The following is a 14,330-nucleotide window of genomic DNA, read 5'->3' on the forward strand; positions in this document are numbered from 1 at the left end:
TTTTATACTTCGCTATTCATCTGTTTTACTTCCTTGTCACTTGGCAATAACCACGTTAGAATTCCAAGCAGAGGAAGGATACTGCAAAACAGCATAATAAATTGCAAGCTATATATATCCGCTAACTTTCCAAATATAACGGCTCCTAGCGCTCCCATTCCAAACGCTAATCCCACGATAAGTCCTGAAACAAGACCGATTTTTCCAGGTAATAATTCTTGAGCGTAAACTACGGTAACGCTGAAACTAGACTGAAGGATAAAACCAATAAGCAATAACAACGGTGCTGCTACACCAAGCGTTACGTGCGGTAGCATAAGTGCAAATGGTGCTGATCCAAGCATGGATACCAACAAAACATTTCGCTTTCCGAAACGATCTGCTAAAGGTCCCCCAAAAAAAGTCCCAAACACCCCTGCAATCATAAATAAAAAGACGTAGATTTGTGCATGTTTTATCGTTACTCCATATGCTTCAATTAAATAGAACTGAAAATAATTCAAAATTCCTGCTCCATACCATGAACGAGCAAACACTAAAAAAATTAATAAAGCAATGGCAAACATTAATTTTTTTGTCACCTTCATTTCGTTTACTGATTGTTTTTTTTGCAACTGTTTTCGAACAATCAGCTCTTGCTTATACCACGTTGATACGTAGTAAAGGGTTGCAACTCCAACTGCTGCTAAGATTGTAAACCACATCGTGCCAAACTGCCCTAAGCTAATAAAGATAAAAGCGGTAAACAAAGGAGCCATTGACTGACCCGTATTACCTCCTACTTGGTAAATGGACTGAGCTAGTCCCCTTTTCTGTCCAGCAGCCATATAGGCAACGCGCGAGCCTTCAGGATGAAAAATGGCTGATCCTAATCCAATAAATAGTACGGACGCTAAGACAAAATAAAAGTTAGGTGCTAGCGCTAAACCAATAATACCGACTAGACTTAAACACATTGCAATTGGTAATAAAAACGGGAGTGGCCTCTTATCTGCAAAGATACCAAATACCGGCTGCATGATGGATGATGTCATATTCAAAGCAAATGCAATCCAGCCAATTTGCGTATAATTCAAATTCATGGATTTTTCTAAAATAGGAAAAAGCGCTGGAACAACTGACTGCATGCAGTCGTTTAAAAAATGACCTAAGCTGATAGCGAATAAAATACGATAAATAGTTTGTTCTTGTTTAGTTTGTAACTTTACTACTGCTTGCATAAAAAACCTTCTTTCTATTGCCTACTTATCTCTACGTCAACTTTCTATGAACTTGTATTATATTCTTCAAACAAAGAAAATTTCCTTTTTTGAAATGTAATTATATTTCTATCAGTCTATTCTTTTGATAAAATAAAAAAGTAAGCGTTTTATATAAAACGTGTGGGAGGAATGAATAATGGTTAAGAATAAGGTTGTTTTAATCACAGGGGCTGCTCAAGGTATTGGCTTTCAAATCGGTGAGCGTTTTGCTGAAAACGGTGCGAAGGTTATCTTGACTGATTTAAATGAAGATGGTGTAAAAAGAGCAGAGCAAGAGCTTTCTTCAAAGGGGTATGACGTCTACGGTGTAAAAGCGGACGTAACGAATGAAGATGATATTAAGTCAATGATTGAAGCAGCATCTGCAAAATATGGCCGAATTGATGTCTTAATTAACAATGCAGGCATGCAGTTCGTCTCCCCAATCGAAGAATTTCCAACTGAAAAATTTGAACTCTTACTAAAGATTATGTTGACTGCACCATTTGTTGCTACTAAGCATGTCTTTCCTCTTATGAAAGCGCAAAAATTTGGCCGAATTATCAATATGGCGTCTATAAATGGCTTAATTGGCTTTGCAGGGAAAGCTGCTTATAACAGTGCAAAACACGGAGTTATTGGCTTAACAAAAGTAGCTGCGCTAGAAGGTGCTGAACATGGTGTGACCGTTAACGCTATCTGTCCCGGCTACGCGGATACACCTCTTGTCCGCAATCAATTACAAGACTTAGCTCGTACAAGAAACGTTGCGCTTGAGAAAGTACTTGAAGAAGTAATTTATCCGCTCGTTCCTCAAAAGCGTTTATTAGATGTACGTGAAATTGCCGATTACGCCCTCTTTCTAGCAAGTGATGCAGCAAAAGGCGTGACCGGTCAAGCTGTCGTTATTGACGGTGGATATACGGCTCAATAAAACTAGAGGGAGGCTCTTTTAGAGTCTCTTCTTGTTTGCAAGATTAAGATAAAGATGAAGCCCGCTTGCTCAAATGCGAGAAATTTTACTTCATCCTCTTTTCATTACACTACTAGCTCTTCACTCCCACTATGCTACACTAGTGATAGAAACCGAACGGAGGAATATGCATGATGATAGCATCCTTAGCAGATAGCATCATTTCAGAAATCAATCATCTAATTCATGAAGATTTAATTGTAGCTGATACGTCTGGCATGATTATTGCCAGCACGGATAAAAACCGAATAAATACATTTCATGAGGGAGCTCTTATTTGCACGCAAAAAAAGAAAAAGTTCATTATTACTCGAGAGGATCAAGCGACTTTAAAAGGCGTCAAAGCAGGTATTAACCTTCCAATCCTTTTTCAAAACCAAATTGCTGGTGTAATTGGAATTACAGGTAACCCAGAACGCGTATCTGCCTATGCAGAAATTTTAAAAAGAATGACCGAATTAATGATGAACGAGCGTTACTATTCCGAACAGCTTGAATGGCAAGCACGGGCACTTGAAGCATTTGTTTTCGACTGGGTGCAAAAATCTGATTGGAGCGAAGAATTTATTCATCAAGGCGAGCTAATTGGCATCGACCTTTCAATTGAAAGACAAGTGTTGATTGGCCACTGTTCAGACATGATGACGAATCAAATTTTAAAAGAGCTCATGGAAACTTTCGATAAGAATAATACAGATGTGTTTGTTCGCTGGGGAAATGAGCGCTTTGTTATTTTACAAGCTGGTAAGAAGACAAAAGAACGTACGCTTTACTTTGCTAAACAAATTAGTAGTTACCTTCAAAACAGATATCAGCTAAGCGTCGCAATTGGAATTGGACAACCTGCTTCCCCAAAGTCAGTTCATCAATCCTTCCACGAAGCGGAACGAGCTTTGAATACTGCCAAAAAATCAGCCTCCATTATATTTGATGATGACCTTCGCCTTGAAATGTTGTTAAAGGATATAAAGAAAGAAACAAAGGCTGAATTTGTACGCAGAACCATTTCCCAGGTTATGAAGGACCAAGAATTAGTAAAAACCGTTAAGACGTTTTTAAGAAAGAATCAATCCTTTAAAGCTACAGCAGATACAATGCATATTCATATCAACACGTTACACTACCGCATAAAGCGAGTCGAAGAATTAACTGGACTAAACCTTCGTCATACCGAGGACTTGCTCATTTTCCATCTCGCTTTCTTATTTTTAGATGAATAACCAACTATATCAGATAAATAACCGCTACATTTTAGAGGATTAACTATAGTTAATCCTTCTTTTATTTCTTATCATAAAAATAAGAATTTGTTTACTTAAAAGGAGCTATAATCATGATACCTATTGAACTAAAGAAATCCTTTGAAGACATTGTCGGTGCCCATAATTATGATGACTCAAAAGCCGGACGACTCGTTTATTCCTACGACGCTACGCCTCAATTTCAATCGCTGCCCGATGCCGTTATTGCACCCAAAAATACTGAAGAAGTAGTAGCTATTGTAAAGCTATGCAATCAACATAATATCCCGATTGTACCTAGAGGATCTGGTACAAACTTATGTGCTGGTACTTGTCCAACTGAAGGTGGAATTGTTCTTTTATTTAAACATATGAACAAAGTGCTAGAAATCGATGAAGAAAACTTAACAGCTACGGTTCAGCCTGGAGTCATTACATTAGACTTTATCCACCAAGTTGAAGAAAAAGGACTCTTTTATCCTCCAGACCCAAGCTCAATGAAAATTTCTACAATTGGTGGCAACATCAATGAAAACTCAGGTGGGCTTCGCGGACTTAAATACGGAGTTACGCGCGATTATGTGTTAGGCCTTGAAGTGGTGCTTGCCAATGGAGATATTATTAAGACCGGAGGAAAACTGGCAAAAGATGTGGCTGGCTACGATTTAACACGTTTATTTGTCGGCTCAGAAGGAACTCTTGGAATCATTACAAAAGCAATCTTAAAACTAATACCAATGCCTGAAGCGAAAATGACAATGCTTGCCCTTTATCAAGACCTTGAAGCTGCAGCAAAATCCGTATCGACGATTATTGCCAATAAAATTATTCCGACCACTCTTGAATTTTTAGATCAGCCAACGTTGAAAGTTGTAGAGGATTTTGCAAAAATTGGCCTCCCTACCGATGTAAAAGCTGTTCTTTTAATTGAACAAGATGGACCGATTGATATCGTCAAGCGAGATATGAGTAGCATGGCTGCTATTTGTAAAAGAGAGCATGCCCTATCGGTAAAGGTAGCTAGTTCGGAAAAAGAAGCGGATGATTTGCGTACAGCAAGAAGGTCTGCCCTTTCAGCTTTGGCTCGTTTAAAACCCACGACGATTCTAGAAGACGCAACGGTTCCAAGATCTGAAATTGCTAAAATGGTTGTGGCTACTAATGAAATTGCTGAAAAATATGGGTTAACAGTTTGTACATTCGGTCACGCCGGAGATGGCAACCTTCATCCCACATGCTTAACCGATGTTCGAAACCATGAAGAAATTGAGCGTGTCGAACAAGCTTTTGAAGAAATTTTTATAAAAGCTATTGAACTTGGGGGCACCATTACTGGTGAACACGGAGTTGGAGTCATGAAAGCCCCTTACCTTGAACTCAAGGTAGGTAAAGAAGGGATTGCTGCTATGAAAGCCATTAAAGCCTCTCTAGACCCAAATAACATTCTAAACCCTGGTAAAATCTTTGCTAAAGACTCGCGAAAACGGGTGGTGATTTCAAGATGACAACAATAAAAGAGCGAGAGCTTATCCAAAAACAATTTAAAGAACAAATGAACGAAGATGAACTATTAAACTGTATGCGCTGTGGGTTTTGCTTACCAACCTGCCCTACTTATATTGAATCAGGTTTTCAAGAATCACATTCTCCAAGAGGACGAATTGCGCTCATGAAAGCTGTTGTCGATGGGATTATTGAACCTGATGAAGATGTAGAAAAATCCTTAAACATGTGCCTTGGCTGCAGAGCTTGTGAACCTGTATGTCCTTCAGGAGTCAATTATGGACATTTATTAGAGGAAGCAAGGGATATTATTAATCAAAATAAAAAGCATTCCATTCCTGTAAAAGCCGTTCGAAAAGTGGTGTTTGAGGGATTGTTCCCTCATCAAAACCGCATGCAAAACATGACGGGGTTACTTGGCTTTTATCAGCGCTCTGGTTTACAACGTGTTGTTCGTTCGACAGGGATATTAAAGTTGCTTCCAGATAACCTAGCATCAATGGAAAAAGTGTTACCTACTGTTCCAACTTTAAAAGAGATGAAAGAACGCCCTACACACCTACCTGCAAAAAATGAAACCAAAAAACGCGTTGCATTTTTTTCCGGTTGCTTGATGGATACGATGTTCATGAAAACAAATGACGCTACGATGAAGCTTCTTCAGCTTGCAGGTTGTGAAATTGTTATTCCTCAAAATCAAGCTTGCTGCGGGGCTCTACATGGCCATAGCGGTGAAAAAGATGCAGCTAAAAAGCTCGCGAAACGTAACATTCAAGCATTTGAAGATTTGAATGTAGATTACATTATCACAAATGCAGGAGGCTGTGGTGCCTTTTTAATTGATTACGATCACCTGTTAAAAGATGATCCTCAGTGGGCTCAGCGTGCTCAAACGTTCTCAAGTAAACTAAAAGATATAAGCAGCATTCTTGTCGACCTTGAATTTTTCAACAAGAAACTTTCATTACCTCAACAGGTGATTACGTATCAAGATTCTTGTCATTTACGAAACGTTATGAAAACATCAAGTGAACCTAGAAGGTTATTAAAAGCGATTGCTAATGTAGAATACCGCGAAATGAAAAACGCAGATAGCTGCTGTGGATCTGCTGGTATTTATAACATTGTTGAATCCGAAATGTCTATGCAAATCCTTGATACAAAAATGAAAAGTGCTGTGGCTACGCAAGCTACAACAATTGTGACAGCTAACCCTGGCTGCCTGCTTCAAATGAAGCTGGGAATTGAAAGAGAAGGATTATCGTCAAAAGTAAGGGCTGTTCACCTCGTCGATTTATTGCTTGAAGCCGTGCAAGAATAATCCTAAGAAAGGAGCTCTACTACTAGAGCTCCTTTTGCTATTTCTGTTATTTCCACCATGAATCAAATATCGTTGCCGGTAGCTGGCGCTTATGCTCGGTCATGCGGTAGCGCTTCTCAATCTTTTCAGCTACTTCAGGTGTCACTTCTTTTCCTTCTAAATAATCATCCAGCTCATCGTACTTAATGCCTAATTCCGTTTCGTCCGCTTGGCCTGGCTTGTTATCCAGTAAATCTGCAGTTGGAATCTTCTCATATAAGCGCTTATCTGCACCTAGTTCTTTTAATAGTGCTTTTCCTTGGCGCTTTGTTAACCCAGATAACGGCAAGACGTCCGCTCCCCCGTCTCCATACTTCGTGAAAAATCCCGTGACTGCTTCAGCAGCATGATCTGTTCCTATTACCAATAATCCATTCTCTCCACCAATTGCATACTGTGTAATCATACGAACTCGTGCTTTTACATTTCCTTTATGAAAGTCTCCTAATTCATGACCAGCTGCTTCATTAAAAGTTTGTGAAAACGATGTGACTGTTTTTTCAATATTAAATGTAATTGTTTCATCAGGCTTAATAAAATCCAAAGACGCTTGCGCATCGTCTTCATCTTTTTGAACTCCATGCGGCAAACGAACCGCAATAAATTTTGCTTCATAGCCTTCTGTACGAAGTTCTTCAACGGCAAGCTGAGCGAGCCTTCCTGCTAGGCTTGAGTCTTGACCTCCACTAATCCCTAACACAAATCCTTTTGCATGAGCTGTTTTCACATACGATTTCAAAAAATCAACACGTTTACGAGCCTCTTCTGATGGAGTGATTGTTGGAGAAACATTTAGTTCTTTCATAATTTGCTGTTGAATTGTCATAATAAGCTCCTTTCAATTTCTCATTTTATCTTTTATATAAATGATGATTTTTAATATAGTCGTAACATGCGTCCGGCAATAAATAGCGAGGCTCTCCGCCTTTAGCGAATTCTTCTCTGATATAAGTAGAGCTAATTTCCATGGCTAATCCTTTATCTAAGAGCTGAAAGCGACCATCATCATAATTGCGTAAAAGAGGTGAACGACTAATCGCTTGTAACATGTCAATGCCATTTCGAGCCATGACAATAAATTGGTTTTCACTGACAAGCTCTTCTGACATTTTCCATTTACCATCCGCAATATCAATCAGTAAATCTGCCCCCATGATGAAATAAAAACTTGCTTTTGGCAAAAGTTTTTTAAAATAATCCATTGTGTAGTATGTGTAGTGATAACCTGGTAATACGTTTAGTTCATAAGTATCTAATAAAAACTTAGGATTAGTTGAAATAGCTTTTTGAATCATAGCAACGCGATGTTCATCTGTTGTCTGCAAGCGTTTATCTGTGCGTTTATTAGAAGATGGAAGAAATATAATATAATCAAGCTTTTTACGATGAGCTACGGTTGATGCGGTCCATAAGTGTACATTAGTAACTGGATCAAAAGATGAACCATATATTCCAATCTTCACTCCCGGTGAAGTAAGGTGATTAAGTTGCTTCGTATTATTTAACTGCTTTAGCTCGTTCCACTTGTTTTCTTCCATCTTCAGTATCCCCTTTTAACCTTGATTTAATTTGGACGAAACTTTTTTACGCACTTCATTTATTTGACGCGCTTTGTTTTCCCAGCACTTTTCACTTAAATCAACCGGGTATTCTTCTGGATTTCTCGTGCGCTTATATTCATCCCAAAGCAACTCTAAATTATCTTCTGCATATTGCTGAATCGCCTGTAAATTTGGTGTTTGATACACCAGCTCTCCATTTTTATAAATATCTTGATGAAGTTCTTTCGCCTCAAAGTTGGTTACAAACTTACTGATAAACGTATGAACTGGATGGAACATTTTCAACCTTTCCTCACTTTGTGGATCTTCACCCTCAAGAGTAATGTAATCTCCTTCTGATCGTCCATTCAGCTTATTAATGATACGATATACGCGCTTTAAACCTGGTGTACTTACTTTTTCTGGGTTAGCACTAATTTTAATTGTATCCACCATCTCACCGCTGTCTCCTTCAATAGATACAAGCTTGTATACAGCACCTAATGCCGGCTGATCATATGCCGTAATAAGCTTTGTACCAACACCCCACATATCAATTTGAGCACCTTGAGATTTTAAATGCATAATAGTATCTTCATCAAGGTCATTTGAAGCAACGATTTTTGTATCAACAAATCCAGCCTCATCTAAAAGCTGCCGTGCTTTTTTAGAAAGGTATGTTAAATCTCCACTATCTAATCGAATCGCTCGAAAGTTTATTTTATCGCCTAATTCTTGTGCAACTTTAATAGCATTTGGCACGCCTGATTTTAAGGTATCATACGTATCAACTAAGAATACACAGTCTTTATGGCGGCGAGCGTATTTATGAAACGCTACGTACTCGTCTTTATAAGCTTGAACCATTGAGTGCGCATGCGTTCCTGCCACTGGAATACCAAATTTCTTTCCTGCTCTCACGTTTGACGTGGCCTGAAATCCACCGATGTATGCCGCTCTTGTTCCCCAGATTGCTGCATCCATTTCCTGAGCGCGGCGAGTACCGAATTCCATTGCTATTTGCTCTCCAACTACATGTTTAATTCGAGAAGCTTTTGTAGCAATTAGCGTTTGATAATTGACGATGTTTAAAATAGCTGTTTCAACAAGCTGAGCTTCAATGAGGGGGGCTTCAATTCGTAAAATAGGCTCATTTTGAAACACAAGTTCTCCTTCTACCATTGAGCGAATATTCCCTGTAAAGCGTAGCTCTTTTAAAAAATCTAAATAGTCTTCTTTAAATCCTACTTCTTCACGTAAATACATAATGTCTGATTCTGAAAAACGAAAGCTTTCAATATAATTTATAATGCGCTCTAACCCAGCAAACACTGCATAGCCGTTTCCAAATGGAAGCTTGCGAAAAAATACCTCAAACACTGATTTCTTATTATGAATGCCATCTTCCCAATAAGTTTCACCCATATTAATTTGATACAAATCCGTATGAAGCATAATGCTGTCATCTTTATATAAAGTCATTCTATTTTCCTCCAAATAATCAATGCACAACTTATTTAATAACCGTTGCGTTTAGTGAATTCGTAAAATGAGTTAATGCCCATTCATGCCCTGCTTGGTTAAAACTTGCAACTGCCTTTTCATACACTGTGATATTAAAGCCTTTATTATAGGCATCTACAGCAGTATGCAAAACACAAATATCGGTGCATACCCCTATTAAATGCACTTCAGTAATGCCTCTTTCCCGAAGCTTCATTTCCAAATTTGTGCCTGCAAAAGCACTGTACCTTGTTTTATCCATCCAGTAAGTGTTTTGGCTTTCTTTGTACGTATCATATACCTCTTGTAACCTACCATATAAACTTCTTCCTTTTGTTTCTCTGATATTATGCGGCGGATATAATTTGGTTTCAGGATGGTATTGATCACCTTCTTCGTGCAAATCAATCGCAAATACCACATAGTCACCGTTATCAATAAATTCCTTGGTTAAGCTAACTATTTCCGATTCAATTTGCTGTCCAGGCTCTCCACAAGTTAAAGCTCCCTTATCGTCTACAAAATCATTCGTATAATCAATGTTTATAAGTGCTCTCATTACTTTGCCCCCTTATTGGTAATTAACAATAAACAAATTGTTGAGTAGTTAATACCTAGCTGTGTAGATAGATGTAGCAAAATCTGCATCAATAAACTGATATAGCTTTGTTGGCTTTTTAGATGTTCTAGTTGTTGTTTGTCCTTCTACTTCTTCAATAAAAGGCAGCATGCGAATCTTACGCGCAAACGCCTGATCACTCCGAATTGCTGGATTATTCGTAATTGTAAGCAATACAGCCTGAAGTTCAGAGTAAGTAAACATTTTAGGTAAAAACTTTTGTGCGACCGTCGTTTGAAGGAGATCTTTTTTTATTTCAGTAATGCCATCTTGAATAATTTGAGCGTGATCAAACGCCAATGGCAGTGAAAAAACTTCTTCTAGGTCAAACAACTCAACGTTTGCTGCATCGTCATTCGCTTGCCTTTTTGCCAACATTTCTTCTGGCACAATAGCATAATGAGCATTTGAAATAACCCATCCCCGTGCGTCTCTACCAGGTTTATCATATATTCCGTACTGCTTCATATGAATACCCGATACGCCCGTTTCTTCTTCTAGTTCACGCTTAGCTGCTTCATAAGCCGATTCGTTAGGGTGTACAAAGCCACCTGGAAGCGCCCATTTACCTGCTTCAATATTTTGTTCACCTTCGGCATTTAAAATTGCTCGTTGAATCAACATTAATTTCAATACCATCTTTGGTGGTTTATATGCTTCTTTTTCAGTAGCTACAATCGTAAACACAGCAATATCTGCCGTATATCCGTATGGCTTTGGGTATTCTTTTTTTACACTTTTTTGATCATGATTTAACATTGCCCTGTCTCCTGATTGAATTTATAATTAACAATTTGATTAATGTTAATTATACGTACTTTTTTTATAATGTCAACAAAAAGTAGTAAATTTATGCTTGCAAAGAAAAAAGCACCGTCGTATAGAACGACGATGCTTTTTATGTGCTACCTTGCAGCTAGTCCGATAGTAAAACACTTCTCTTTCACCCACTCAATCACATACTCAATTGTTGGGCAATAAATAAACAAATGACAGTCTTGAAGCTTTGTCACGACCGGTAATGCTTCTTTTAAATTTACTCGGACAGCTGGAATTTGATAATCTTTTGAAAATAGAATAACGTGTTCATCATAAATTTTCATCGTTTGTAGCCATTGAATAACCTGCTGAACCTGTTCACATCTTTCTTTGATTAGCACGCGTTTCCAATCAATGGTATTGGTTTTTGTAAAGGGAAATTGTCCCACTAATTTTTCAAAATAAATGCTCGACTGCTTACTTGTCAAGACATCGACTTTATTTCCTAATTCTTCAATTAGTTTTTTAAATGGTTTCATTGTCTACCTCCATCCACTCATCTTACCCTTTCTGAAACAACACTTTCAGAAAATAGCTACATTTACTGTATCATAAATTCCACAGATTCACTTTGATGAGATAGAATGATATTTATGGAATTTTTTTGATAAAAGTGAATGGATAGACCTAAGAATAGAGCAGAAACCTTCAAAAGCAGTAAAAAGTGATTTATTTTTGCTACCTCTACTTTATCTGCTGTTATTATACCTTTGAATGCACCACTTTTTTATTTCTTTAAAGCTATACGTAATTAAATCATAGTTAAAAAAACGATGTGATATACGATCAATATATCTTATCAATGGAACTTTAGTATGACGATGGACATAATAGTCGAGCTTGTATTTTTCGTGATTAATAGCCGAGTAAAAACTTAAATGTTCTAACTCAGGATATGTTTGATGAACAATAGATAGCGTTTTTTCTAAACGTTTTCTTGTATGGTGCTGCTTGGAGTCTGTTAGCATTTTTGGAATATTAATTTTACCTTTTAAAATCTCACACATTTGAATGATATCTAAAAAATACTTTGCTGCGTCTAAGTTATGTCGCCATCCATGCAAGCAAATCATATAAAACTCATGCTGAGGGTCTAAGTTTCTAATATATGGATTGTTTTTTTCAGGGGTGGAGGCCGCCCAAAATTCTTCAATGTTTAATACAGACGTGTTACTTCTTAAAATGTTCCAGTGAAGTTCCACCATCAATGGTACGATAGAGCCTGGCATATATTTGCTAAAAGTAACATGAAAATGCCCTTCAATTGGCTCATTCTCAACATTAAATCCCATAGAAATCACGATTTCTTTTGCTTTGGCTAGATTATCTGGCTTAATTAATACGTCAATATCAGAGGTTGGTCTTGCACCTATATGCCCATAGTACCGTTCTGCAAAAGAAGTACCTTTAAGTACAATGACTGCTATACCAAACTCTGTAAGTGCCTTTAAGACATCATCTTTTTCTTTCTTAATAATTAAGTTTTGAAACACTATTTTTTTATAAACTTGTTCAAGTCTGTTACGCATATCTAAAGGTATTTCTTCTAGTTTTCCATATTTTTTTAGCAAGCAATAAACTTGAGAAGACACGGCGTCTTTCTCAATTTCATTTAGTAACTTTTGATAGTCATGTTTTTGATACGCAAGAGGCTGGTCCATGTAAATTTGTTGTATAAATGTATGAATCATTGAACTCTCCTTTCTCTCCTCTTAACATGTGATAGGTTGTTGAGAAGGTTCTTCTTTAAAAAATTGTTTATCATGAAGCTCTCGATATAACCCCTGTTCCTTTATTAGCTCGGTATGAGCACCTACTTGTACAATCTTTCCTTGATCCATTACTACAATAAAATCAGCGTGCTGTATGGTCGACAATCGATGAGCAATAATTAATGTTGTTCGATTCTTCATAAGTTGACTTAAAGATTCCTTAATAAGATGCTCCGCTTCATTATCTAAAGCAGATGTTGCTTCATCTAACAGCAGAATAGGTGCATCTTTTAAAAGCGCTCTTGCAATAGCAACACGTTGTCTTTGCCCACCTGACAATTTAGACCCTCGCTCTCCCACTTCAGTGTCATATCCATTAGTTAAAGCTTCAATATCTTGATGGATATTAGCATGAAGTGAAGCTTGATACATCTCATCATCCGTCAAGCAAGGTTTTGCCATTTTTAAATTTTCTCTTACGGTGTCACTGAATAAAAATGTTTCTTGCGGAACATAGGAAATTGAGTTTCTCACTTCTTCAATACTTAAGTTTTGAAGAGGATTACTATCAATTAATACACAACCTAAATCAGGTTCATAAAAGCGCTGTAATAATTTAAATAATGTAGACTTGCCAGCACCACTTGGCCCAACAATTGCGGTCACTTTTCCAGCTGGTACTTTCAAGTTTAGATTACTAAAAAGGTGTTCACCCTCATTATATTTGAATGAAATATCTCGAAATTCAATTTCACTATGATGAACTAGATATTTAGCCGATTGCTGAGTAGGTAAAGCTTTTGATGTTATTGGCTGTTCAAATACATCTACAATTCGTTCTAAAGCAGATATTGCACGCTGATAGCCTGCCCACTGACCAGCTAACCCTGTAAGTGGTGAAATCAGGTGATTAATTAAATTGACAAAAGTTAATAATGCACCTATTGTAATGACATCACTTGTTACAAAATAAGCTCCAACTACTAGACTAATTAAAAATGCGGTTGAACCAACCGCTTGTCCTCCCGCATAAAACCAGCCTTTAATCTTCGTTTCTTTAAGCTCTAGGTTATAAAGATCCTTAATTTTATTTCCATAGCTTTGAAAGAAGACGTTTTCCAATGTAAAAGACCGAATAATTGTAAGACCTTGAAATGTATCATTCAACTTTCTGATAATCTGACTAATCAACTCATTAACAATTCGACTGTTGTTTCGTAGAAGGATACCAAAAACTGCTCCTCCTAGCATTGCAACCGGGGCTACTGATAGACTAAATAATGAAAGTTTCCAACTAATATTAGTTAAATAAATTAACGCGGCAATTGATATAACTGGAAAGCGAATTAAGTTAATTAATCCCCGGCCGATGACTCCTTCAATTTTATGAATATCGTTTGTAAAGTGTGAAACAAGCTCTCCCGAATGCTTATTAGATATATTTTTTTCACTTAAAAGTAAGAGACGCTTATATAAATCCAAGTTCACGTCTCTTTTTACTGCATTTATAGCAATTGCTTCTAAGTATGTATCAATAAAATTAGTTACGATACTAATAAAAGACAATCCTATTCCTACCAAAACAAACCACTTTAATTTTTCAAAATCGCTGTGGACAGCTGCATCTGTTATATTTCCAAAAAACCAGGCAAACCCCAAGGTTACAGCTATGTCTACAAATAGTAAGACAAACAGTCCAATATAAGCTATCTTATATCGCTTAACATACGGGGCTACCCATACAAAAATGCGCTTCATATCTTTAATTGATAAGTACTGCTCAATGTTTAACCCTTCAATGAATCGTTTAACATTCAT

13 protein-coding genes are annotated in these 14,330 nt (G+C 37.3%); 4 read left to right on the top strand and 9 right to left on the bottom strand.

Translation table 11 applies throughout. From position 1 onward, the window contains the following. Positions 1-2 precede the first annotated feature (2 nt). Positions 3-1,220, bottom strand: coding sequence for an MFS transporter (locus tag V2145_RS10280; protein WP_094909903.1), 1,218 nt, complete (start codon positions 1,218-1,220; stop codon positions 3-5). A gap of 178 nt (positions 1,221-1,398) precedes the next feature. Here V2145_RS10280 and V2145_RS10285 point away from each other — a divergent pair, with 178 nt between their 5' ends. From V2145_RS10285 to V2145_RS10300, 4 genes are all read left to right on the top strand, one after another. After that, positions 1,399-2,175, top strand: coding sequence for a 3-hydroxybutyrate dehydrogenase (locus V2145_RS10285; RefSeq protein WP_094909902.1), 777 nt, complete (start codon positions 1,399-1,401; stop codon positions 2,173-2,175). A gap of 170 nt (positions 2,176-2,345) precedes the next feature. Then, positions 2,346-3,434, top strand: a complete 1,089-nt coding sequence (locus tag V2145_RS10290) for a CdaR family transcriptional regulator (RefSeq protein WP_094909901.1) — start codon at positions 2,346-2,348, stop codon at positions 3,432-3,434. A 113-nt stretch (positions 3,435-3,547) separates the two neighbouring features. Continuing rightward, a complete protein-coding gene (glcD, locus tag V2145_RS10295) occupies positions 3,548-4,960 on the top strand; it encodes a glycolate oxidase subunit GlcD (RefSeq protein WP_094909900.1) in 1,413 nt (470 codons plus the stop codon). Continuing rightward, complete coding sequence (locus tag V2145_RS10300; RefSeq protein WP_094909899.1) at positions 4,957-6,279, top strand: (Fe-S)-binding protein; 1,323 nt, start codon at positions 4,957-4,959, stop codon at positions 6,277-6,279. Before glcD ends, V2145_RS10300 begins: the two co-directional genes overlap by 4 nt. Positions 6,280-6,325: 46 nt before the next feature. On the opposite strand, the gene nadE is transcribed toward V2145_RS10300, so the two are convergent. The 8 genes from nadE to V2145_RS10340 all read right to left on the bottom strand — a co-directional run bounded on the left by nadE (position 6,326) and on the right by V2145_RS10340 (position 14,330). Continuing rightward, positions 6,326-7,144: an ammonia-dependent NAD(+) synthetase gene (gene nadE / locus V2145_RS10305; RefSeq protein ID WP_131886822.1), complete on the bottom strand. Its 819-nt coding sequence runs from the start codon at positions 7,142-7,144 to the stop codon at positions 6,326-6,328. 25 nt (positions 7,145-7,169) lie between these two features. Then, positions 7,170-7,856: a nicotinate (nicotinamide) nucleotide adenylyltransferase gene (gene nadD / locus V2145_RS10310; protein WP_094909897.1), complete on the bottom strand. Its 687-nt coding sequence runs from the start codon at positions 7,854-7,856 to the stop codon at positions 7,170-7,172. A 15-nt stretch (positions 7,857-7,871) separates the two neighbouring features. Further along, positions 7,872-9,341 (bottom strand): nicotinate phosphoribosyltransferase, encoded by a 1,470-nt coding sequence (locus V2145_RS10315; protein WP_094909896.1) that lies wholly within the window; start codon positions 9,339-9,341, stop codon positions 7,872-7,874. 31 nt (positions 9,342-9,372) lie between these two features. Next, positions 9,373-9,921, bottom strand: coding sequence for a cysteine hydrolase family protein (locus V2145_RS10320; protein WP_330987669.1), 549 nt, complete (start codon positions 9,919-9,921; stop codon positions 9,373-9,375). 48 nt (positions 9,922-9,969) lie between these two features. Further along, on the bottom strand, positions 9,970-10,740 hold the full coding sequence (locus V2145_RS10325) for an NUDIX domain-containing protein (protein WP_131886824.1): 771 nt from the start codon (positions 10,738-10,740) through the stop codon (positions 9,970-9,972). A gap of 146 nt (positions 10,741-10,886) precedes the next feature. Beyond that, positions 10,887-11,279, bottom strand: coding sequence for a CDI toxin immunity protein (locus V2145_RS10330; protein WP_094909893.1), 393 nt, complete (start codon positions 11,277-11,279; stop codon positions 10,887-10,889). A gap of 210 nt (positions 11,280-11,489) precedes the next feature. Next, positions 11,490-12,491, bottom strand: coding sequence for a nucleotidyltransferase domain-containing protein (locus V2145_RS10335; protein ID WP_330987670.1), 1,002 nt, complete (start codon positions 12,489-12,491; stop codon positions 11,490-11,492). Between the two features lie 21 nt (positions 12,492-12,512). Next, the gene (locus V2145_RS10340) at positions 12,513-14,330 is read right to left on the bottom strand and encodes an ABC transporter ATP-binding protein (protein WP_330987671.1); all 1,818 of its coding nucleotides are present in this window, start codon (positions 14,328-14,330) and stop codon (positions 12,513-12,515) included.

The organism is Priestia sp. GS2 (assembly GCF_036409025.1).
In the GTDB taxonomy this organism is placed as follows: domain Bacteria; phylum Bacillota; class Bacilli; order Bacillales; family Bacillaceae_H; genus Priestia; species Priestia aryabhattai_A.

Bases quoted from the DNA above. Each gene is read 5' to 3' on its own strand.
- V2145_RS10280 (WP_094909903.1), bottom strand. From the start codon at position 1,220: ATGCAAGCAGTAGTAAAGTTACAAACTAAACAAGAACAAACTATTTAT.
- V2145_RS10285 (WP_094909902.1), top strand. From the start codon at position 1,399: ATGGTTAAGAATAAGGTTGTTTTAATCACAGGGGCTGCTCAAGGTATT.
- V2145_RS10290 (WP_094909901.1), top strand. From the start codon at position 2,346: ATGATGATAGCATCCTTAGCAGATAGCATCATTTCAGAAATCAATCAT.
- glcD (WP_094909900.1), top strand. From the start codon at position 3,548: ATGATACCTATTGAACTAAAGAAATCCTTTGAAGACATTGTCGGTGCC.
- V2145_RS10300 (WP_094909899.1), top strand. From the start codon at position 4,957: ATGACAACAATAAAAGAGCGAGAGCTTATCCAAAAACAATTTAAAGAA.
- nadE (WP_131886822.1), bottom strand. From the start codon at position 7,144: ATGACAATTCAACAGCAAATTATGAAAGAACTAAATGTTTCTCCAACA.
- nadD (WP_094909897.1), bottom strand. From the start codon at position 7,856: ATGGAAGAAAACAAGTGGAACGAGCTAAAGCAGTTAAATAATACGAAG.
- V2145_RS10315 (WP_094909896.1), bottom strand. From the start codon at position 9,341: ATGACTTTATATAAAGATGACAGCATTATGCTTCATACGGATTTGTAT.
- V2145_RS10320 (WP_330987669.1), bottom strand. From the start codon at position 9,921: ATGAGAGCACTTATAAACATTGATTATACGAATGATTTTGTAGACGAT.
- V2145_RS10325 (WP_131886824.1), bottom strand. From the start codon at position 10,740: ATGTTAAATCATGATCAAAAAAGTGTAAAAAAAGAATACCCAAAGCCA.
- V2145_RS10330 (WP_094909893.1), bottom strand. From the start codon at position 11,279: ATGAAACCATTTAAAAAACTAATTGAAGAATTAGGAAATAAAGTCGAT.
- V2145_RS10335 (WP_330987670.1), bottom strand. From the start codon at position 12,491: ATGATTCATACATTTATACAACAAATTTACATGGACCAGCCTCTTGCG.
- V2145_RS10340 (WP_330987671.1), bottom strand. From the start codon at position 14,330: ATGAATGTTAAACGATTCATTGAAGGGTTAAACATTGAGCAGTACTTA.